Below are 21,661 nucleotides of genomic sequence, written 5' to 3'. Positions count from 1 at the left end.
CGGGAAGGTGCGCGCGCTGGAACGACACCCGGATCGTAGGTCGGCCTGAACCGCGGCAGAAGGCCCGGCCAGGGGATCATGGTGTTGCCTCGGCGGCAACAATCAGCGGATGGACGCCATGGCCTCGCTTGGTCGGTTGAACGCGCACAACCAAGCCGGTATCATGACGTCGGTTGCCTGATCCACGGATCAGCGCCGCTTGTAGCCCGGCTCCCGCGGCTGCTCCCCCGCCTCGCGCACTCCGACGCCCCGCCTCCTCGCGGCATTCCCCAGCGTCGCCACTTTTCCCCGTTTTTCCCCTTTTTCCTTCCATTTCCCTCCACTCGCATTTGCACGGGAGAAGGCATGTCCTGTTCCAGAACCATTGCCGACGTCGGCAACGGACGCCACTTGCTGTCCGCACTTTCCCTGTCCGTGTTTTTCGTCGGCGCGAGCGAGTTCATGCTCGCGCCGATGTTGAACCCGCTGGCCGACGCCTTTCGCGCCAGTCCGGCCCAGGCCGCGTGGCTGGTTTCCAGCTACGCGTTCGCCTACGCCATCGCGGCGCCGATCCTTGGCCACCTATCGGATCGCGTCGATCGGCGCCGGCTGTTGCTGGCCGGCCTGCTGTCATTCGCGATCGACGGCGTCGGCGTCGCGTTGGCGCCAACCCTGGAGGTCGCGATGGCGCTGCGGATTTTCGGCGGCCTCGCCTCCGCCGTCATCATTCCGAATGCGTTCGCGCTGGTCGCCGACATCATGCCGCGCGACCGCCAGGCCGCGGCCATGGGCGTCGTCATGCTGGGCATGACGGCGGGCATCGCGATGGGGCCCGCGCTGGCCGGCCTGCTGACCGACTGGATCGGCTGGCGCGCACCGTTCCTGCTGACGTCGGCGGGCTGCCTTGTCGCCTGCGTTGTCAGCGGCATGTCGATACCGCGCCGGCACGCCGCGCGCGCGCCGCGCCAGCGCAGCGCAATACATTGGCTGCGCGCGCGGACCATCGTGCGTCCGCTGTTGGCCAAAGGGCTCTGGAACGGCGCGGGCGTGGCCGCCTTCCTGCTTTCGGGGGAAATCCTGCGCGCGCGCTATCAGCTGGACGTGGCGCAGGTCGGCCTGAGCGCAACGGCGTTCGGCATCGGGCTGGGGGTCGGCAACCTTTCCACCGGCGCGCTGCGCCGGCTGGGCTGCGGAGAAGAAGGCGCTTTGGTCATCACCACCACGCTGCTCGGGGGTTGCGTGGCGGCGTTCTATCTTCTGCCGTTGCCACTGCCCGGCGCGCTGGCTTGCCTGGCGGCGTGGGGCGCCGCGCTGGGCGCGGGCGCGCCGCTATCCACAGCCGTATTGGCGAAACGATCGGATCGGGACAAGGGCGCGGTGCTGGCCGCGGCGGAGACGCTGAACAACGTGTCCATTCTGTCGCTGGTGCCGCTGGCGGCGCCGCTGCTTGCGTCCGGAACGGCCCATCAGGCCGCCGGCGTGCTGTTGGCCGGCCTGGGCATCGGCATCGCATTGGCCATCCGCGACGCCGTTGCGGCAACGCGATGATGGGCCAGCGGCGATGATTGGCCATTTGGTCGATGGCGCGCCCGACAGGAATCGAACCTGTATCAAGAGCTTCGGAAACTCTCATTCTATCCATTGAACTACGGGCGCAGCGCAAGGAGGCGGTATTGTACCCAGTTTTGCGCAATCTGCATGAAGTGGATCAATTCGCCGGGCAAACTGCGTGAAAACCCCGTCCGGACGTTGGACGCGTGTCCGTGACACCGTTATATAATCCAGCGTTTGCTTGCAAGGCGGTCTGCTTTTGCCGCCCTTTGTGCAGTACTGATTTTCTGTTGCCGCCGCCAGGCGCCCCGGTACCCGTTAGCAGGATTTGGTCATGAGCAACGAGCAGGAACACATAGAAGAGCACTCCTCCCCCATCAAGACCCCGAAGCAACTGATCGTCACGGTCATACTGGCCTTCGTGGTGCCTATCGCCATCATCATCCTACTGGTGAACATGGTCGCCTCGGGCTCCAAGGTCGGCGCCGGCTCGGATACGCTATCCACCGAAGCCGTCACCAAACGCATTGCCCCCGTCGCCGGGTTCGCGCTGGTCGACGCCAACGCGCCCAAGGTCTTCAAGACCGGCGAACAAGTCTTCCAAGCCGTCTGTACGGCCTGTCATACCGCCGGCGTGGCCGGCGCTCCCAAGGTGGGCGACAACGCCGCCTGGGCGCCCTTCATCAAGTCCGGTTTCGACGCAATGATGAACGTCGCGCTGCATGGCAAGGGTGGCATGCCCGCCAAGGGCGGCAACCCGACGCTGTCCGACTTCGAGGTCGCGCGCGCCGTGGTCTACATGGCCAACAAGTCGGGCGGTTCGCTGCCGGAACCGGCCGCGCCGGCTGAGGAAGGCGCCAAGAAGGAAGGCGACGCCGCGCCGGCCGCTGCGGCTCCGGCTGCCGCGCCCGCCCCGGCCGCCGCCGCCCCCGCTGCTGCTGCCCCGGCCCCCGCTGCTGCCGCGCCTGCCGCCGCACCGGCACCGGCCGCCGCGCCGCAACAGGCCGCCACGGTCAATCCCGCTGGTGAAAAGCTCTATAAGAGCGTCTGTTTCGCCTGTCACGCCACCGGCGTGGCCAACGCCCCCAAGTTCGGCGACAAGGCCGCCTGGGAGCCCTACATCAAGACCGGCATGGACGCCATGGTCAAGGTCGCGATGCAGGGCAAGCCGCCCATGCCGCCCAAGGGCGGCGCGGCCAACGCTTCGGAAGACGACATCCGCGCGGCGGTCCAGTACATGGTGGATGCGGCCAAGTAAGCGCTACCCTTCGCGCCGCGCGACCGCGAGTCCCGCGGGCCCGAAAAAAAGCCCCTCGATGCATCGAGGGGCTTTTTTGTTTCCGGCGGCGCTTCGCGTCAGTCGGCGGCCGAGGTCTTGAGCAGCGACATGCCCAACTGCACGCGGCGTTGCAGCCACAGGCTGGGACGGTAGCGCGGGTCGCCCGTGACGCGCTGCATGCTCTTCAGGATCTCCAGGATGCGCTCCGCGCCCAGCGCATCGCCCAGGGCCAGCGGGCCCACCGGATATCCCAGGCCCAGGGTCACGGCGCGGTCGATGTCTTCCGGCGTGGCGATCTGCTGTTGCGCGATGTCGGCGGCGATGTTGACGATCATGGCCACGATGCGCTGCGCGACGAAGCCCGGCGAATCCTCGACCACCGACACCGGCACGCCGTCGCCGGCCAGCACCGCGTGCGCGGCATCGCGCCATTTGGCCTCGGTTGCCGGCGACACCATCAGGGTGCGGCGCTTGGCCTTGTCGAACGCGTGCAGGGTATCGAGGCCGACGCAGCGCGCCGGATCCAGCCCTTGGGCCGACACCGTGGTGGACACGTCTTCACCGAACGGCGTGACGATGATGAGCGCATCGGCCGCCGGCGTGGAACCGGACACCAGCGGCGCGCCCAGCTTTTCCAGCAGCGCGGTGGCGCGCGCGTAACCTTCCGCGTGGCGCGGGCTGACCCAGACCTTCAGGCCTTGCGGCAGCGCCGGCACGGGCGGCTCGGCGGGCACTTGCTTCTGGCCGTCGACGTACTTGTAGAAGCCCTCGCCGGCCTTGCGGCCGATCAGGCCGCCGGCCAGGCGCACGGTGGTGATGGGCGACGGGCGAAAGCGCGGCTCGTCGAAGAACTGGCGGTAGATGGATTCCATCACCGGATGCGAAACGTCCAGCGCGGTCAGGTCCAGCAGCTCGAACGGGCCCATGCGGAAGCCGGCCTGCTCGCGCATGATGGCATCCACCTGCGCGAAGCTCGCCACCGATTCCTGCGCCACGCGCAGGCCTTCGGTGTTCATGCCGCGACCGGCGTGGTTGACGATGAAGCCGGGCATGTCCTTGGCGCGCACCGGCGTGTGGCCCATGCGGCGCGCCAGTTCGGCCAGCGCGTCGCCGGTCTCGCGCGCGCTGCGCAGGCCGTCGATGACCTCGACCACCTTCATCAGCGCCACCGGGTTGAAGAAGTGATAGCCGGCGACGCGTTGCGGCAGCTTGCAGGCGGCGGCGATGGCGGTGATCGACAGCGACGAGGTGTTGGAGGCCAGGATGCAGTCGTCGGCCACCACGCCTTCCAGCGCCGCGAACAGGTCGCGCTTGACGTCCAGGCGCTCGACGATGGCTTCGACCACCAGCTGGCATTGCGACATGTCGGTCAGCGCGGTGGCGGACTCGACCCGCTCCAGCGCGGCCTGCGCGTCGGCGGCGGTCAGCTTGCCCTTCTGGGCCAGCTTGTCCCAGGTCTGGCGCAGCGACTCGCGCGCGGCGGCCACGGCGTCGGCGCTGGTGTCGTACAAGCGCACCCGCAAGCCGGCCTGCGCCGCGATCTGGGCGATGCCACGCCCCATGGCCCCGGCGCCCACGACGCCGATGGTTTGAATCTCCGTCATCAACTTCTCCTGCCTGTCATTGGAATGGTGTGTGCGCCGCGCGCTGCGGGGGTATCAGGACGGGCTTTGCGCCAGCGCCTGGATCTCCGCGTCCGACAGCCCGAGCTTTTCGGACAGCACCTGCGCGGTGTGCTCGCCCAGCATGGGCGGGGCGCGACGGTATTCGACCGGGCTGCCCGAGAACTTCAGCGGACTGGCGGCCATGGGCACGGTGCCCGCGGTCGGATGCGGCAGTTCGCGCTTCATGCCGCGCGCCAGCACCTGCGGGTCTTCGTAGACCTGGTCGAGCGTATTGATCGGGCCGGCCGGCACGCCCACGGCCTCGAGCGAGGCGAGCCAGTGGTCGCGCGCGCCGGTGGCCATGCGTTCGGCCAGCAGCGGCACCAGCGCCTCGCGGTTCTTGACGCGCTGCGGGTTGGTGGAAAAACGCGGGTCGGCCGAGAGTTCGGGCAGGCCGATGGCGCCGCAATAGTTGCGGAACTGGCTGTCGTTGCCCACGGCGACGATCAGGTGGCCGTCGCTGGCGGCGAAGACCTGGTACGGCACCAGATTCTGGTGCGCGTTGCCGGCGCGGCGCGGGGCGTTGCCGGAGGTCATGAAGTTCAGGTTCTGGTTCGCCAGCATGGCGACCTGGCAATCCAGCAGCGCCATGTCGATGTGCTGGCCCAGGCCGCTGACCGAGCGCTCGTGCAGCGCGGCCAGGATGCCGACGGTGGAGTACATGCCGGTCATCAGGTCGGCCACGGCCACGCCCGCCTTCTGCGGACCGCCGCCGGGCAGGTCGTCGCGCTCGCCGGTGATGCTCATCAGGCCGCCCATGCCCTGGATCATGAAGTCGTAGCCGGGGCGGCTGGCGTAGGGACCGGTCTGGCCGAAGCCGGTGATCGAGCAGTAGATCAGGCGCGGGTTCGCTTCCTTCAGGCTGGCGTAGTCCAGGCCGTACTTGGCCAGGCCGCCGACCTTGAAGTTCTCGACCAGGATGTCGCTCTGCAGGGCCAGTTCGCGCACCAGTTCGGCGCCGCGCGGCGAGGCGATGTCGAGGGCGACGGAGAACTTGTTGCGGTTGGCCGAGAGGTAGTAGGCGGCCTCGGTGGTGTCGTTGCCAGCCGCGTCCTTCAGGTACGGGGGGCCCCAGGCGCGGGTGTCGTCACCGGCGCCGGGGCGCTCGATCTTGATGACTTCGGCGCCGAGGTCGGCCAGGTTCTGGGTGCACCAGGGGCCGGCGAGCACGCGGGTCAGGTCCAGGACGCGGATGCCTGTCAGGGGAGCGGGACGTTGCGACATCTTTTATCTTTTCGCCAGAGAGGATTGGGTCAGTGGGGATATTAGCCGGTGGGGGCTTGGGTGTGTTGGGGTGGTCGTTTTGGGGGGACGCGGGTGGTTCTTTAGACGCCCTTTGCGGTGTGGCGTGGGGAATGGGGGGCTACGATTGCGGTCCGGAGCGTTCGCTCCGGACTGCCCCTTACTCATCCTCGTCCTCGCCTGCGGCGACTCCTTCGGATTCCGTCGGGCGCATCTACACGCCCCCCATTCCCCACGCCACACCGCAAAGGGCTGCGCTGAAGGCTCATCGCGGGTGCTGGGACGGACGGTGTGCTTGGCATTCTGGTGACGACCACGGGGGGATGAGGGGTGGGGCGGGGCCCGCCAAAGGCGGCTGCGCGGGCAGCCTTTTTTGGCTTACATGCTGTTTTGCGGTTGGAGGATGACGCTGCGCGGGGGTGGAGGACCTTCACGTTGCATGGGCGCCTCGCGGCACACGATGCATGGCGCCCTGCCCTGTTGCTCCAGTGTTGAGGTGTCGGCATCGGGGGTGGCGGGTGGATGCCCGCCACGCCTTCGCACGGCTTAACTGTTGGCCTTGATGACCTCGCGGGCGATGACCAGTTGCTGGATTTGCGAGGTGCCTTCGAAGATGCGGAAGAGGCGCACGTCACGGTAGAAGCGTTCCACGGCGTATTCGGACATGTAGCCGGCGCCGCCGTGGATCTGGACGGCGCGGTCGGCGACGCGGCCGACCATTTCGGTGGCGTAGAGCTTGCAGCAGGCGGCCTGCATGGTGGTGTTCTCGCCGCGGTCGCGCAGGCGGGCGGCGTCCAGCACCATGCAGCGGGCGGCGTAGAGTTCGGCCTGGCTGTCGGCGATCATGGCCTGGATCAGCTGGAACTCGGCGATGGGCTGGCCGAACTGCTTGCGTTCGGTGGCGTATTTGACGGCGTCACGCAGCAGGCGGTCGGCGATGCCGACGCACAGGGCCGAGATGTGCAGGCGGCCCTTGTCCAGCACGCGCATCGAGGTGCGGAAACCGTTGCCTTCCTCGCCGCCCAGCAGGGCCGAGGCGGGGACGCGGCAGTTGTCGAAGACCACGTCGCTGGTGAGCGCGCCGGCCTGGCCCATTTTCTTGTCGGGCTTGCCGATGATGAGGCCAGGCGTGCCGGCTTCGACCAGAAAGCACGAAATGGAATTGGCGCGGCGTTCGGGCGCGGTGCGCGCCATCACCGAGAACAGGCCGGCGATGGGCGCGTTGGTGATGTAGCGCTTGGTGCCGTTGAGCACGTAGTGGTCGCCGTCGCGTTCGGCCGACAGGCGCAGCGCCATGGCGTCGGAGCCGGCGTCGGGTTCGGTCAACGCGAACGAGCCGATCAGTTCGCCGCTGGCCAGGCGCGGCAGGTAACGGGCGCGCTGTTCGTCGGTGCCGGCCAGCACGATGGCCTGCGAGCCGATGCCGATGTTGGTGCCGGCCAGCGAACGGAACGCGGGCGAGGTCTGGCCCAGTTCGAACACCACCTTCACTTCTTCTTCCATCGTCAGGCCCAGGCCGCCGTGGTCGGGCGAGATCGACAGGCCGAACAGGCCCAGCTCGCGCATTTCGGCGACGATGTCCGGCGGCACCTGGCCGCTGGCGGCCAGTTCGTCCTCGGCGGGAATCAGGCGTTCGTGCACGAAGCGGCGCACGGCGTCCAGCAACAGGGTCAGGGTTTCGGTGTCCAGGGCCATGATGTCAGTCTCTCGGGAGTGCGGGGCGGCGGCGCTCAGGGGCGCATGCCGCCAACCAGTAAATCGAAATAGCCGGCGGCGATGGTCTCGGCGCTGTCGCCCTGGCCGGGCTTGTACCAGCGCACCATCCAGTTCAGCATCGACAGCACGGCGCGGCCGGTGGCGGGCACGTCCAGCGGCCGGAACGCGCCTTCGGCCACGCCCTGCGCGATCAAGTCGCGCAGGCGCTTCTCGTAGCCGTCGCGCAGCCGGGCGGCGTCCTCGCGCTCGGGCAGCGCCATGCCGGAATAGCCGATCAGCATGGTGACGAACTCGGCGTGGTGCTGCTCGAAATAGCGGGCGTGGCCGACCATGAAGGCGCGCAGGCGGGCGGCGCCGCCCTCGGCGCGCGCCACGTCCTGGCCGACGCTCTGGTTCAGGCCGCTCAACACCGCCAGGATGATGGCGTCGTAGATGTCCTGCTTGGTGGTGAAGTAGTGATAGATGGCGGCCTTGGACACGCCAATGGCGGCGGCCAGGTCCGACACCGAACTGCCGTCGTAGCCGCTGCGCGCGAACAGCTTGGCGGCTTCGGCCAGGATGCGTTCGCGCGGCGCCGCCAGGGTCGGCGGGCGGCCGGCGCGGGCGCGTTTGGTGGCGGGGGCTGCGGAAGTCGCCATGAGGGAACCTGGTGAGGCGGCGTCGAGGCAGGCAATGCCGGACCGCGGGCGGTCCCGTTCCATTGACAGCGGTTCGGCGCTTGCCGTTAAATAAAGATTAATTAATTACCGGACGGTCGGTAGGTAATTGTAGGCACATCCCTTTCCGCCATGCAAGCGCGGCTTGGGCGCTCAACCCGAAACCACACGTGACGCCGTTATGCCCCACTCCCTCGTGACAGATCTGTATGGCCAGATGTCCCTGCCGGTCATCAGCGCCCCCATGTTCATCGTGTCCAACCCGAAGCTGGTCGTCGCGCAATGCACGAGCGGCATCGTCGGTTCGTTTCCGGCGCTCAACGCGCGTCCGCAGAGCCTGCTGACCGACTGGCTGGACGAGATCCAGGCGGGGCTGGCCTCGTACCGCGAGGCCAATCCGGGCGCCACCGTCGCGCCCTACGCCGTCAACCAGATCATCCACCAGTCCAACGACCGGCTCGAACAGGACCTGGCGGTGTGCGCCAGCCACCGCGTGCCGCTGATCATCACCAGCCTGCGCGCCCCCGGCGACCTGGTCAAGGGCATCCACGACTGGGGCGGCAAGGTGTTCCACGACGTCACCACCATCCGCCACGCCGAAAAGGCGCTGGAAGCGGGCGTGGACGGGCTGATCCTGGTGTGCGCGGGCGCGGGCGGCCATGCCGGCACGCTCAGCCCGTTCGCGCTGGTGTCCGAAGTGCGCCGCTTCTACGACGGCCCGCTGATCCTGTCGGGCGCCATCACCTCGGGCGCCCAGGTGCTGGCCGCGCTCGCCATGGGCGTGGACTTCGCCTACATGGGCACGCGCTTCATCGCCAGCGAGGAAGCCAACGCCAGCGAAGGCTACAAGTCCGCCATCGTCGAGGCCAGCGCCTCGGACATTCTCTACACCCCGTTCTTCACCGGCATCCCCGGCAACTACCTGAAGGCCAGCATCGCCGCCGCCGGCCTCGATCCGGCCAACCTGCCGCAGCCGGACAGCGGCGCCTCCAACTTCGGCTCCAGCCGCGTCAAGCCGTGGAAGGACATCTGGGGCGCGGGCCAGGGCGTGGGCAACATCGGCAGCGTGCAGCCGACGCGCCAGATCGTCGACACGCTGCGCCGCGAGTACGCCGAGGCCAAGACCCAGCTGGCCGCCAGGACCTTCGCATGAGCGCCGGGCTGCGGGTCACGCGCGACGGCGCGGTGCTGACGCTGGTGATCGACCGCCAGGACCGCCGCAACGCGCTCGACACGGCCACCTACGCCGCGCTGACCGAACAGCTCGCGCTGGCCAGCGCCGACACCAGCGTGTCGGCGGTGATCCTGGCCGGCGCCGGCGAACACTTCACCGCCGGCAATGACCTGCGCGACTTCCAGGCCGAGCGCGGCGCCGGCGACAGCGCCGGACTGACCTTCCTGCGCGCCCTGACGCAGGCCGACGTGCCGGTCATCGCCGCCGTCGAGGGCTATGCCATCGGCATCGGCGTGACGCTGCTGCAGCATTGCGACTTCGTCTACATCGGCGAAGGCGCCACGCTGCGCATGCCGTTCGTGGCGCTGGGGCTGTGCCCGGAGGGCGCGTCCAGCCTGCTGATGCCGCGCCTGGCCGGTGCCCGCCGCGCCGCCGAATGGCTGTTGCAGGGCAAGGCGTTCTCGGCGCGGGAAGCCTGCGAGGCCGGCCTCGCTACCGCGGTCACCGCCAAGGGCGGCGCCCTGGCGGCCGCGCAGGCCACCGCCGCCAGCCTGGCCAAGCAACCGCCGGCCGCCTTGCGGCTGACCAAGGCCATGCTCAAGCGCCCGGAGCGGCAGGCGATCCAGGACACGCTCGATTACGAGGCGCAGCAGTTCCGCGCCCGTTTGCAGACGGAAGAGGCGCAGGCCGCGTTCGCGGCGTTCTTCAAGAAGTGAATCCGGCACGGCCGGACGCCTTGCGCGCCCGCCGCGCCGCATGCGATGCCTGGGCCGGCGCGCTTGGCCAGATGCCGCCCGGCGCGGGGCCGGACGCGGCCGGCAGCCGCCCTTGTCAGAACGGCGAGTCGGGCCGGAAGTTCGGCGCCCGCCGCTCGCGCAACGACTGCACGCCTTCGCGCACGTCCGGGCCGCCGAACCCCATGAATTCCAGCGCCAGCGACGTATCGAAGGTCGGGCCGGCCATGCGCAGCCAGTTGTTCAGCGAATACTTGGTCCAGCGGATCGCGGTCTGCGAGCCGGCCGCCAGGCGGTTGGCGACCTCGAAGGCGCGGCCGATCAACTCGGCCTCGTCCACGCACAGCGACACCAGGCCGATACGCTCGGCCTCTTCGCCGCTCACGGTTTCGCACAGCATCAGGTAGTACTTGGCGCGCGCCATGCCGCACAGCAGCGGCCAGACGATGGCGGCATGGTCGCCAGCGGTGACGCCCAGGCGGGTGTGGCCGTCGATGATGCGGGCATCGCGCGCGGCGATCGAGATGTCGGCCAGCAAGCCGGCCACCAGCCCCGCGCCCACGGCGGCGCCGTGCATCGCCGACACGATCGGCTTGCTGCAGTTGATGATGTTGTAGACCAGATCGCGCGCCTCGCGCCAGACGCGGGTGCGCACGTCGAAGTCCTCGGCCATCTGCTGCACCAGGTCCAGGTCGCCACCGCCCGAGAAGCCCTTGCCCTCTCCGCGGATCACCACCACCCGGGTGTCCGGGTCGGTATCGATATCGCGCCAGATGTCGGCCAGCTCGCGGTGCATGCGGTCGTCGGCGGTGGACAGCTTGCCCGGCTTGCCGTCCTTGGAGCCCATGATCAGCTCCAGCACGCCGTTGGGATGGCGGCGCAGCTTGAGGGACTCGTAGGCGGAATAGTGTTCCAGCGTGATATCGGTCATCGTCGTCTCCGGTGGCGCGGGCGGAAGGCCGCGCGTTTTGGGGCACTATAGTGGATAGCCCCTGCCCCGACGATCCCGGAGCCTCAGCCCATGAACACCCCCGACTCCTCCTTTGCCGGCGAGATCCGCCGCGACGATCTGCCCGCCCTGTTCACCGCGCGCGGCCCGGACACCCACAAAGGCAGTTTCGGCACCGTCGGCGTGGTAGGAGGCGGGCGCGGCATGGAAGGCGCGGCGCTGCTGGCCGCGCGCGCCGCGCTCAAGACCGGCGCCGGCAAGGTGCTGGTGGGCTTCGCCCAGGACGCCGCGCCGCTGCCCTGCGATCCGCTGCAACCCGAACTGATGCTGCGCGACGCCCGCTCGCTGCTGGACACGGACTGGGGCGTGACCGCCTGGGTCGCCGGGTGCGGCATCGGCACCGGCGCGACGGCCGCCAACGCCCTGTCGGAACTGTTCGTGCTGCGCCACGGCGCGCCGCTGGTGCTGGATGCCGACGGCCTGAACCTGCTGGCCAACGGCGGCATCCGGCCCAACTGGGGCGACGGCCCGGTCGTCCTGACCCCGCACCCGGCCGAGGCTGGCCGCCTGCTGGGCCAGGACACCGCCCGCGTCCAGGCCGACCGCGGCGCCGCCGCCCAGGCGCTGGCGCGGCGCTTCGGCGCCTGGGTGGTCCTGAAGGGCGCCGGCACGCTGATCTGCGCCCCCGACGGCACGTGGCGCCGCAACACCAGCGGCAACCCGGGGCTGGCCACGGCCGGAACCGGGGACGTATTGGCCGGCATGCTGGGCTCGTTGTTGGCTCAGCGCCTGCCCCTCGAGCAGGCCGTGGCCGGCGCGGTCTGGCTGCATGGCGCGGCCGCCGACGCCCTGGTGGCCCGGGGCATCGGGCCGATCGGGCTGACCGCGGGCGAGCTGGCGGATGCCGCCCGGGGCCTGCGCAACGGTGGACCGACAGCCTAAGTCCCCGGCGGCAAATACATTTTTACAACATACTAGGGTTTTCCCCTAAAAACGCGTTGCTTTTGATTTAGGGTTATCCCTATAATGGTTTACCCCAAGACGAAACGGACTGGAGAAAACCATGAGCGAACTGACCCTGAACCACACTGCCCGCCTGACCGACGCGCTGGAGCGCGACCTGCTCCGCGGCGCCCTCGAGAACCAACCGAATTCCCACCCGCTGACCAACCTGAAGAAGGCCGGCAAGTCGATCGCCGCCGCTGTCGCCGCCGTGTTCGCCTTCATCGACGAGGTGAACGAGTCGATGAACAAGGCCCGCGCCGCCAGCTCGCGCTTCTCCGGTTCGCAGTGGTAAGAACAGCCGTGCCGGACTGAGTCGCGACCGATCTCCCGCGATTCAGCCTGGCGCGCTGCCGCTGTGACGCCCGCCGCCGATGCGGCGCCCGTTGCATCGGACCCGGCGTCCGGGGCCTTTGGCCTTTCCCCTCACCGGGCGCCATCGCGCCGCGCCGGCCCCACTTGCGGGGCCCCGCGACGCCCTCCACGACGCAATTCCCCCGTCGCCCCAGTGCGAAGCCGTCCCGAAGCGGGACCGCCTCGAACTGGGGCGATTGGCATTTTTCGCGCGGCTTCGCCGGCTATTCCCCCTCTCGGCGTTTACCCTGACGTCGGCCCGGCGCGCATTGACAGCGCGCGAAGCCCCTACCGATAATCGGCCCCTTGCCGTCGTGCCTGGCGCCAAAAACACCGCAAGCCCCCCGGCCGACGTTGCGTTTCCCCGGTAGGCCCGCCCCTGTTCCGCGCCGCCAGCACGATCCGGTTCGTTCCCCATCCGGAGTTGTCACCATGAAGTTGCGCACCACCCTGGCCCTCGTGGCCGCCGCCATTCCCTTGGCCGCTGCCCAGGCCCAGACGCTGAAGATCGGCCTGTCCGCCGAACCCACCTCGGCCGACCCCCACTACCACAAGATGACGCAGAACGACGCGTTCTCCGCGCACGTCTACAGTTCGCTGGTAGGCCGCAGTGCCGACATGAAGCTGGTGCCCGCGCTGGCCACGTCCTGGAAGAACCTGGACGACCTGACCTGGGAATTCAAGCTGCGCGACGACGTCAAGTTCTCCAACGGCAAGCCGTTCACGTCCGAAGACGTGCTGTTCACGATCTGCCGCACGCTGAACAACGAGACCAACGTGTCGCAGTCCTACATGGACACGACCAAGCTGATCACCGACGTGCAGACGCCGGACGCCCACACCGTCATAATCAAGACCGGCGCCCCCTTCCCGCTGATGCCCGCCGAAATGGCGCGCTCGCTGCCGATCATCTGGAACGGCATCGTCGAGCACGGCAAGCTGACCTTCGACCCGAAGAAGGGTTGCGGCGTGACCGGCCCGTGGCCCACGGTGGCCGACTTCAACAACGGCAAGGACGCCATCGGCACCGGCCCGTACACCCTGAAGTCGTACGTCAAGGGCACCGGCATCGAACTGGTGCGCAACGAGAACTACTGGGGCCCGAAGCCCTACTGGAAGGAAGTGAAGTTCGTGCCCGTGCCGGCCGCCGGCCCGCGCCTGACCGGCCTGCTGTCGGGCGACTTCGACATGATCGAAAACCCCGCCGCGCGCGACCTGCAACGCCTGAAGGACAACCCCAAGTTCGGTTTCGTGGCCACGCCTTCGACCCGCCTGGTGTTCTTCCAGCCCGACGTGGCGCGCAACCCGAGCCCGTTCGTCAAGAGCGCCGACGGCAAGAACCCGCTGCAGGACCTGCGAGTGCGCAAGGCGATCTCGATGGCCATCGACCGCAAGACCATCACCGCCCGCATCATGGACGGCATGGCCACCCCGGCCTACCAGTTCATGCCCGACGGCATGTTCGGCGCGCTGCCCAAGGCCCCGGAAATCAAGTACGACCCGGAAGGCGCCAAGAAGCTGCTGGCCGAAGCCGGCTACCCCAACGGCTTCGAACTGACCCTCTCGTCCACCAACGACCGCTACGTCAATGACGGCCAGGTGGCGCAGGCCGTGGCCCAGTACCTGGCCCGCGTCGGCATCAAGACCAACGTCGACGCCATGACCGCCTCGATCTACTTCCCCAAGCGCGCCAAGCGCGAGTTCAGCTTCTCGATGGGCGGCTGGCCGGCGGAAACGGGCGAAGCCTCGGCGCTGTTCCAGCTGTGGGTCGCCTCGCTCGACTCGCCCAAGAGCCTGGGCACCAGCAACTACGGCGGCTTCACCAACGCCGATTTCGACAAGGTCTACAAGCAGGCCATCGTCACGGTCGACGCGCCCAAGCGCGAGAAGCTGCTGCAGGAAGCCACCCAGATCGCGCTGGACAACGTGCCGCTGATCCCGCTGCACTTCGAGAGCAGCATCTGGGCCTTCCGCAAGGGCATCTCCTACGAAGGCCGCCGCGACCAGTTCACGCTGGCCACCTCGGTCAAGCCCGACGCCAAGTAATCCGGCGCGGGACATGAAAACGGCTGCCCTCGGGGCAGCCGTTTTTGTTTGTGCCAGCGTCCGCGCGTCTTGCCTCAAGCGCCCGGGCCGTCCTCCAGCAGCACGTCCAGCTCGCGCGACAGCAGGGCAATGAAGGCCTCCGTCTTGGACGGCAGCTGGCGCCCCTGCATGACGTGCAGCTGCAAGGTGCGCGACTGCAACTGCGCGTTGGAGATCGGCACCGCCACCAGTTCGTCGCGCTTCAGGCTCCAGGCCACCGAGATGTAGCCGCTGAGCATGATGGCGTCGGAGCCGAACACGAAGCCGTGCAGCGGCGACGAGTCGTTGCAGGTGAAGGTCGGTTCAAGCTGCACCGACTCCAGCAGACAGCCCATCTCGAACAGATGCCGGGTGGTGGTGCCCGGGCCGGTCAGCGCCAGCGGGTAGCGGCCCAGTTCCTGCAGGCTGACGCTTTTGCGGCCGGCCAGCGGATGGCCCGCGGCCATGACGGCGTGTACCGGCGCGCGCCGCGAATAACGCACGCTGACGCCGCTGAGCCGCTCGACGTTGAAGGTCATGCCCAGCTCGACGCTGCCCTCGGCAACGCGGCGCGCGACGTCGGCCGGCGTGCCCACGTGCAGGTCGAAACGCACATCGGGCCAATCACGGCGGAACCGCGCCATGGCCGACGGCAGGAAAATGCGCGCCACGCCCTCCACCGCCGCCATGCGGATCTCGTTGCGCGCCATGCCCTTGAGCGCGGCGATCTCCTGCAGCACCGAGTCCGATTCAAGCAATGTGCGGCGCGCGTGGGCCAGCAGCAGTCGGCCGGCCTCGCTCAGCACCATGCCGCGCGCGGCGCGCTCGAACAAGGGCGCGCCCGCCTCTTCCTCCAGCTTGGCGATCTGCCGGCTGATGGCCGACACCGCCACGTGCAGGCGTTCGGACGCGCCGCTCAGGCTGCCCGCCTGGGCCACTTCGACAAAGTACCGCAGGGCGATGCCGTGCATGTTCGCGCCTCGTTGGGGGTGAATCCATGAAGGAGAAAGCTTTGCTTTTTTTGCAAGGCTTCCGATAAATATTCTAATTGTAGAGAAAGCTTCCCTGATCCTAGAATTTGCGCAACGATCCAGCCGGACGCCCCCTGACGCGTCCGGCCAGAAAAGGGGAAGTCCGTGTCAGCAGCAATCCCGAGCGCCAGCCGCGCCGCGGCCGTCGGCCGCGCGACCGCCTATGCCGAGAGCGGCGCCTTGCAGCGCGACCTGGCAACGCTGGTCGCCCATCGCACCGAAAGCCAGAACCCCGACCAGCGCGAGGCGCTGTACGACTACCTGCGCGCGGCGATCGCGCCGCGCCTGGAAAGCCTGGGCTGTGCCTGGCGCGTCGAGGACAACCCGGTCGCAGGCGGCCCGCCGTTCCTGCTGGCGGAACGCATCGAGAACCCGGCCCTGCCCACCGTGCTGATGTACGCCCATGGCGACGTGGTGCGCGGCTACGACGAACAGTGGCGCGCCGGCCTGGCGCCGTGGCGCCTGACGGCCGAGGGCGATCGCTGGTACGGCCGCGGCACCGCCGACAACAAAGGACAGTACTGCGTCAACATGACCGCGCTGGAACAGGTGCGGGCCGAACGCGGCGGGCGCCTGGGCTTCAACCTGCGCATGCTGGTGGAATGCGGCGAGGAAGTCGGCTCGCCCGGTCTGCACCAGGCCTGCGCCGCCTGGCGCGAAGCGCTGGCGGCGGACGTCTTCATCGCCTCCGACGGACCGCGGCTGGCGGCAGACCTGCCGACGCTGTTCCTGGGATCTCGCGGCACGCTGCTGTTCGACCTGACGGTTGACCTGCGCGGCCACGCCCACCACTCTGGCAACTGGGGCGGCGTGCTGCCCAATCCCGGCATCATCCTGGCGAACGCGCTGGCCAGCCTGGTGGATTCGCGCGGCCGCTTGCTGGTTGATGGCCTGCGCCCCCCGGCCATTCCGGCCGCGGTGCGCCAGGCGCTGGCGGACATCCAGGTGGGCCAGGACGACGACGCGCCCGACGTCGACCCGGACTGGGGCGAGCCCGGCCTGTCGCTGGCCGAACGCCTGTTCGGCTGGAACACGCTGGAAGTGCTGGCCTACAAGACCGGCAACCCCGACAACCCGGTGGGCGCGATCCCGCCACGCGCCAGCGCCACCTGCAACCTGCGCTTCGTGGTCGGCACCGACTGGCGCCAGGCCGAGGGCATCCTGCGGCGGCACCTGGACGCGCGGGGCTTGCAGCAGGTCAATGTCCGCGTGCGGCGCGGCACGCCGGCCACCCGGCTGGACCCGGATGATCCGTGGGCGCGCTGGGCCGTGGCCTCGCTGGCCGCCACCACCGGCAAGACTCCGGCGCTGCTGCCCAACCTGGGCGGCACGGTGCCCAACGACGCTTTCTCGGAAGTGCTGGGGCTGCCCACCATCTGGGTGCCGCATTCCTATCCCGCCTGTTGCCAGCACGGCCCCGACGAACACCTGCTCGCCTCCGTGGCGCGCGAAGGCGCGGCGGTGATGGCCGGCCTGTTCTGGGACCTGGGCGAACAGGGCGCGGCCGTGGCCGCGCAACGCGAGCGCCTGACCGCCACCTGACCGCCTTCGGGCGCCATCCCTTATACAATCCCCCTCGCTTGATCGGAGTTCCCATGTCCTCGTCCCCTACCGCGTCCCGTCCGCGCCCCTTTTTGCTCGCCTGTCCGGATCTGGCGGCCGAGCGCGTGGGCAACACGGATACCCCCGGCGTCTGGCATTTCGACTCCGGCGTGCCGGGCAAGCGCGTGATGCTCAGCGCCCTGGTCCACGGCAACGAGCTGTGCGGCGCCTGGGCCCTGAAGGACGCGCTGGCCGCCGGCCTGCGCCCGCGCCGTGGTTCGCTGACGCTGGCATTCTGCAACCTGGCCGCGTTCGACCGCTTCGATCCGGCCAACTACGCGCCGGCGCGCTTCGTCGACGAAGACATGAACCGGGTCTGGAGCGACGACAAGCTGGCCCAGCCCATCAGCCAGGAACGCCGCCGCGCCGCCGCCATCCAGCCCTGGGTGGCGCAGGCCGACTGGCTGCTGGACTTCCACTCGATGAGCAATTCCGACGTGCCGCTGCAACTGACCGGCATGGAACAGCGCAACATCGACCTGGCCCTGTCGCTGGGCAACCCCGCCACCATCATCGCCGACGCCGGCCATGCCGCCGGCGTGCGCATGCGTGACTACGGCCGCTTCGGCGAGGCCGGCGACAACGGCACCCGCTCGCTGCTGATCGAATGCGGCTTCCATGGCGCGCCCGAGGCGCGCGGCGTGGCGCTCGACCAGATGGCGCGTTTCCTGGTGGCGGCCGGCACGGTGGACGAGGCCGACCTGCCCGCCGCCTGGTTCGCCCCCCAGGCCAGCGCCCAGCGCGCGCTGCGCGTGACCCACGCGATCGCCGCCAAGAGCGCCGACTTCCGTTTCGCCGAGCCCTGGAAGGGCCTGGAGACGCTGGCGCGCGCCGGCAGCGTAATCGGCTGGTCCGAGGGCGAGGCCGTGACCACGCCCTACGATGATTGCGTGCTGATCATGCCGTCGACCGCCAACCTGCGGGCCGGCGTCACCGTGGTCCGGCTGGCCCAGCCCATCGTCTGATTCTTCGCGCGGCGCGCCCTCGATGGCGCGGCGCCTCATATAAAAAAACACCAAGGGAAGCAGCATGTCCGCAAACGTTTTCATCCGCAGCGCGTTATCGACCTGTACGCTGGCGGCCGCCCTGGCCGCTGGCGCCATGGCCCAGGCCCAGTCGGCCCCGCAGACGCTGCGCATCGGCCTGTCGTCCGAACCCACGGCGATGGACCCGCACTACCACCAGGTCACGCCGAACGACGCGATGACCTCGCATATCTTCGAGACCCTGGTCGGCCAGGACGCCAAGATGAACCTGGTGCCGCGGCTGGCGACCGCCTGGAAGGCGGTGGACGACACCACCTGGGAATTCACCCTGCGCGACGGCGTGAAGTTCTCCAACGGCCAGCCGTTCACGCCCGATGACGTGATCTTCACGCTGTGCCGCGCGCTGCACAACGAACAATCGATCGGCGGCTCGTATGCCAGCGTGGTGCAGAAGCTGGCCAGCATCGACGTGCGCGACGGCAACGTGCTGGTCATCAAGACCCACCTGCCCTACCCGCTGCTGCCCAACGACCTGACCCGCAACGCCATGCTGTGGAGCGGCATCGTCGAGCACGGCCCGATCCGCTTCGAGCCCAAGAACAATTGCGGCGTGACCGGCCCCTGGCCGACCATCAGCGACTTCAACAGCGGCAAGTCCGCCATCGGCACCGGCCCGTACACGCTCAAGTCGTACGTCAAGGGCAGCGCCATCGAGCTGGCGCGCAACGACGCCTACTGGGGCGACAAGCCGGCCTGGCCGAACGTGCGGCTGATTCCGGTGCCGGCCGCCGGCCCGCGCCTGACCGGCCTCCTGGCCGGCGACTTCGACCTGATCGAGAACCCCGCCGCGCGCGACGTCAAGCGCATCTCGGAAACGCCGGGCTTCGGCTACGTCATCACGCCGTCGGTGCGGGTGGTGTACTTCCAGTTCGACGTGGCGCGCAGCCCCAGCCCGATGGTGCGCGCCGCCGACGGCAAGAACCCGCTGCAGGACGTGCGCGTGCGCCGCGCCATCTCGATGGCGATCGACCGCAAGGCCATCGCCGCCCGCATCATGGACGGCGCCGCCACGCCGGCCAACCAGTTCCTGCCCGATGGCATGTTCGGCACGCTGCAACCGCCGCCAGAACTGAAGTACGATCCGGCCGCCGCCAAGAAGCTGCTGGCCGAGGCCGGCTACCCGGACGGCTTCGAGCTGACCATCTCGTCCACCAACGACCGCTACATCAACGACGCGCAGATCTCGCAGGCCGTGGCCCAGTACCTGTCGCGCGTGGGCATCAAGACGACCGTGGACGCCATGACGCGCTCGGTCTACTTCCCCAAGCGCGCCAAGCGCGAGTTCAGCTTCGCCATGGGCGGCTGGTCGTCGGAAACCGGCGAAGCCTCGTCGTTCCTGCAGTACTGGGTCAGCGCCTTCGACAAGGAGCACGGCCTGGGCACCAGCAACTACGGCGGCTATGACAATCCGGCCTTCGACAAGGTCTTCAAGCGCGCGCTGACCACCGTCGATCCGGCGGTGCGTGAGAAGCTGCTGCAGGAATCCCTGACGCTGGCGCTGGCCGACCTGCCCAGCATTCCGCTGCATTTCGAAAGCAGCATCTGGGCATTCCGCAAGGGCCTGGCGTACGAAGGCCGCGCCGACCAATACACCCTGGCCATGTCGGCCAAGCCCGCCAATTAAGATCGCCGTTTGCGGCGCCTGCAACCCCGAGCCCACCAAGGAAATATCACGTGGCCCTTTTCATCCTACGCAGACTGATCCAGAGTCTGTTCGTGCTGCTGGCCGTCTCGGTCGTGGTCTTCTTCGCGGTATATGCCGTGGGCGACCCGATCGAGCTGCTGGTCAGCCCCGAAGCCAGCCAGGCGGCGCGCGAGGCGATGATCGCCCGCCTCGGCCTGGACCTGCCCGTGTGGCAGCAATACACAGGGTTCCTGTGGCGCGCGCTGCACGGCGACCTGGGCACCTCGTTCGTGCACGGCATCCCGGCCATCGAGCTGATCGTGCAGCGCATCCCCGCCACCTTCGAACTGGTGATCGTGGCCATCGGCCTGACCTGTGTGATCGGCATTCCGCTGGGCCTGGTGGCCGGCCTGTACCGCGATGAGCCCCTGGGCCGCGGCATCATGGCCTCGTCGGTACTGGGCTTCTCGCTGCCCAACTTCTGGCAGGGCATGATGCTGATCCTGCTGTTCGCGGTGTGGCTCGGCTGGCTGCCCGCCACCGGCCGCGGCGACACCGTGACGGTGCTGGGCGTGCGCCTGTCGATCCTGACGGCCGACGGCTGGTCGCACCTGATCATGCCGGCCATCAACCTGGCGCTGGCCAACATCGCGCTGGTGCTGCGCCTGACCGCCTCGGGCGTGGTCGAGGCCCGCAGCCAGGACTACGTGAAGTTCGCGCGCGCCAAGGGCATCAAGCCCGGCCGCATCGTGCGCCGCCACATCCTGCGCAACATCCTGATCCCGGTGGTCACCGTCATCGGCATGGAATTCGGCAGCCTGATCGCCTATTCCACCATCACCGAAACCGTGTTCGCGTGGCCCGGCATGGGCAAGCTGCTCATCGACAGCGTCTACCAGCTCGACCGGCCCGTGGTGGTCGCGTACGTGATGCTGGTCACCCTGATCTTCGTGGTCATCAACCTGGTTGTGGACATCCTGTACGCGGCGCTCGATCCGCGCGTGCAGCTCGTGACCCCCGCTCAATAATCGCCATGGCTCAATCTCCCAATACCGGCCGCACCCGTACCGTCCAGCCCCTGGCCGATACGCCCAAGCGCGCCTCGATCCTGAAGAAACTGCGGGCCCGCCCGACCGTGCGCGGCTCGGTCATCGCGCTGGCCATCCTGGTGCTGCTGGTGGTGTTCGCGCCCTACTTCGCGCCGCAGAACCCCTATGACCTGGCCAACCTGTCGCTGATGGACGGCCGCCTGGCGCCGCGCCAGGCGCTGATGGACGGCAGCATCGCCTGGCTCGGCACCGACGACCAGGGCCGCGACATGCTCAGCGCCATCCTGTACGGCCTGCGCATCAGCCTGATGGTGGGCCTGTCGGCCGTGATGCTGGCCACCGCCGTGGGCGGCGCGGTAGGCCTGGTGGCTGCCTACGTCGGCGGCCTGGTCGACACCGTGCTGATGCGCATCGTCGACTTCATCCTGGGTTTCCCGACCATCCTGGTGGCGCTGGTGCTGCTGGTGGTGCTGGGGCGCGGGGTCGACAAGGTGATCCTGGCGCTGGTGCTGGTGCAGTGGGGCCACTATGCCCGCATCATGCGCAGCCGCGCGCTGCAGGAACGGCGCAAGGAATACGTCGAGGCCGCCGCCAACCTGGGCTTCCCGGCCTGGCGCATCATGGTGTTCCACCTGCTGCCCAACTGCCTGGGCCCCGTCATGGTGTTCGCGACCATCCAGATCGCCACCGCCATCGCGCTGGAAGCGACGCTGTCGTTCCTGGGCGTCGGCGTGCCGATCACCGAACCCTCGCTGGGCCTGCTGATCTCCAACGGCTTCCAGTACCTGCTGTCGGGCGACTATTGGATCAGCCTGTTCCCGGGCATTGCGCTGCTGTTGCTCATTCTTTCAATCAATATCGTCGGCGACCGCCTGCGCGAAAGCCTGGATCCGAGGAAATGACCTACCCCCGAAGCGCTTCGCGCTCCCCCCTCAAGGGGGCATG

Annotated in this window: 18 protein-coding genes and 1 tRNA gene; 12 read left to right on the top strand and 7 right to left on the bottom strand. The window is 68.7% G+C overall.

Annotated features, from left to right (window positions below):
• Positions 1-390 precede the first annotated feature (390 nt).
• Entirely contained in the window at positions 391-1,527 is a 1,137-nt protein-coding gene (locus AT699_RS02190; RefSeq protein ID WP_232254243.1) for an MFS transporter, read from the top strand.
• A gap of 33 nt (positions 1,528-1,560) precedes the next feature.
• Here AT699_RS02190 and AT699_RS02185 read toward each other — a convergent pair.
• Positions 1,561-1,635, bottom strand: a tRNA-Arg gene (locus AT699_RS02185).
• Between the two features lie 229 nt (positions 1,636-1,864).
• Here AT699_RS02185 and AT699_RS02180 point away from each other — a divergent pair.
• Complete coding sequence (locus tag AT699_RS02180) at positions 1,865-2,788, top strand: c-type cytochrome (protein WP_024067561.1); 924 nt, start codon at positions 1,865-1,867, stop codon at positions 2,786-2,788.
• A 98-nt stretch (positions 2,789-2,886) separates the two neighbouring features.
• On the opposite strand, the gene AT699_RS02175 is transcribed toward AT699_RS02180, so the two are convergent.
• The 4 genes from AT699_RS02175 to AT699_RS02160 all read right to left on the bottom strand — a co-directional run bounded on the left by AT699_RS02175 (position 2,887) and on the right by AT699_RS02160 (position 8,069).
• Positions 2,887-4,413, bottom strand: coding sequence for a 3-hydroxyacyl-CoA dehydrogenase (locus tag AT699_RS02175; protein WP_024067560.1), 1,527 nt, complete (start codon positions 4,411-4,413; stop codon positions 2,887-2,889).
• 54 nt (positions 4,414-4,467) lie between these two features.
• Positions 4,468-5,697, bottom strand: a complete 1,230-nt coding sequence (locus AT699_RS02170; RefSeq protein ID WP_006386798.1) for a CaiB/BaiF CoA transferase family protein — start codon at positions 5,695-5,697, stop codon at positions 4,468-4,470.
• 564 nt (positions 5,698-6,261) lie between these two features.
• A complete protein-coding gene (locus AT699_RS02165) occupies positions 6,262-7,410 on the bottom strand; it encodes an acyl-CoA dehydrogenase family protein (RefSeq protein WP_006386797.1) in 1,149 nt (382 codons plus the stop codon).
• A gap of 35 nt (positions 7,411-7,445) precedes the next feature.
• Positions 7,446-8,069 (bottom strand): TetR/AcrR family transcriptional regulator, encoded by a 624-nt coding sequence (locus AT699_RS02160; RefSeq protein WP_006386796.1) that lies wholly within the window; start codon positions 8,067-8,069, stop codon positions 7,446-7,448.
• A gap of 199 nt (positions 8,070-8,268) precedes the next feature.
• On the opposite strand from AT699_RS02160, the gene AT699_RS02155 reads away from it, so the two are divergent.
• A complete protein-coding gene (locus AT699_RS02155) occupies positions 8,269-9,240 on the top strand; it encodes an NAD(P)H-dependent flavin oxidoreductase (protein ID WP_049055011.1) in 972 nt (323 codons plus the stop codon).
• On the top strand, positions 9,237-9,977 hold the full coding sequence (locus tag AT699_RS02150; RefSeq protein ID WP_024067558.1) for an enoyl-CoA hydratase-related protein: 741 nt from the start codon (positions 9,237-9,239) through the stop codon (positions 9,975-9,977). The genes AT699_RS02155 and AT699_RS02150 overlap by 4 nt, the downstream gene beginning before the upstream one ends.
• A gap of 115 nt (positions 9,978-10,092) precedes the next feature.
• Here AT699_RS02150 and AT699_RS02145 read toward each other — a convergent pair whose 3' ends face one another.
• On the bottom strand, positions 10,093-10,926 hold the full coding sequence (locus AT699_RS02145) for an enoyl-CoA hydratase/isomerase family protein (protein WP_020925438.1): 834 nt from the start codon (positions 10,924-10,926) through the stop codon (positions 10,093-10,095).
• Between the two features lie 90 nt (positions 10,927-11,016).
• On the opposite strand from AT699_RS02145, the gene AT699_RS02140 reads away from it, so the two are divergent.
• From AT699_RS02140 to AT699_RS02130, 3 genes are all read left to right on the top strand, one after another.
• The gene (locus AT699_RS02140; RefSeq protein ID WP_024067557.1) at positions 11,017-11,886 is read left to right on the top strand and encodes an NAD(P)H-hydrate dehydratase; all 870 of its coding nucleotides are present in this window, start codon (positions 11,017-11,019) and stop codon (positions 11,884-11,886) included.
• A gap of 121 nt (positions 11,887-12,007) precedes the next feature.
• Entirely contained in the window at positions 12,008-12,241 is a 234-nt protein-coding gene (locus tag AT699_RS02135; protein WP_006386792.1) for a hypothetical protein, read from the top strand.
• A gap of 491 nt (positions 12,242-12,732) precedes the next feature.
• Positions 12,733-14,346 (top strand): ABC transporter substrate-binding protein, encoded by a 1,614-nt coding sequence (locus AT699_RS02130; RefSeq protein ID WP_006386791.1) that lies wholly within the window; start codon positions 12,733-12,735, stop codon positions 14,344-14,346.
• A 74-nt stretch (positions 14,347-14,420) separates the two neighbouring features.
• Here AT699_RS02130 and AT699_RS02125 read toward each other — a convergent pair whose 3' ends face one another.
• The gene (locus tag AT699_RS02125; RefSeq protein WP_024067556.1) at positions 14,421-15,335 is read right to left on the bottom strand and encodes a LysR family transcriptional regulator; all 915 of its coding nucleotides are present in this window, start codon (positions 15,333-15,335) and stop codon (positions 14,421-14,423) included.
• 165 nt (positions 15,336-15,500) lie between these two features.
• On the opposite strand from AT699_RS02125, the gene AT699_RS02120 reads away from it, so the two are divergent.
• The 5 genes from AT699_RS02120 (at position 15,501) to AT699_RS02100 (ending at position 21,618) form a co-directional block, all read left to right on the top strand.
• Positions 15,501-16,937 carry a M20 family metallopeptidase gene (locus AT699_RS02120; RefSeq protein ID WP_024067555.1) on the top strand — a complete coding sequence of 479 codons (1,437 nt, stop codon included), beginning with the start codon at positions 15,501-15,503 and terminating at the stop codon, positions 16,935-16,937.
• 53 nt (positions 16,938-16,990) lie between these two features.
• Positions 16,991-17,962: a M14 family metallopeptidase gene (locus tag AT699_RS02115; protein WP_049054790.1), complete on the top strand. Its 972-nt coding sequence runs from the start codon at positions 16,991-16,993 to the stop codon at positions 17,960-17,962.
• A 64-nt stretch (positions 17,963-18,026) separates the two neighbouring features.
• Positions 18,027-19,667: an ABC transporter substrate-binding protein gene (locus AT699_RS02110; protein ID WP_024067553.1), complete on the top strand. Its 1,641-nt coding sequence runs from the start codon at positions 18,027-18,029 to the stop codon at positions 19,665-19,667.
• 50 nt (positions 19,668-19,717) lie between these two features.
• Positions 19,718-20,695, top strand: a complete 978-nt coding sequence (locus AT699_RS02105) for an ABC transporter permease (RefSeq protein ID WP_006392551.1) — start codon at positions 19,718-19,720, stop codon at positions 20,693-20,695.
• Between the two features lie 5 nt (positions 20,696-20,700).
• Positions 20,701-21,618, top strand: a complete 918-nt coding sequence (locus tag AT699_RS02100) for an ABC transporter permease (RefSeq protein WP_006386785.1) — start codon at positions 20,701-20,703, stop codon at positions 21,616-21,618.
• Positions 21,619-21,661: the final 43 nt, after the last annotated feature.

Origin of the sequence: Achromobacter xylosoxidans, assembly GCF_001457475.1 — a bacterium.
GTDB classification, from domain to species: domain Bacteria; phylum Pseudomonadota; class Gammaproteobacteria; order Burkholderiales; family Burkholderiaceae_B; genus Achromobacter; species Achromobacter xylosoxidans.
Note: the sequence above shows the minus strand (reverse complement) of the source record. Positions and strands in the feature narration are given on the sequence as shown.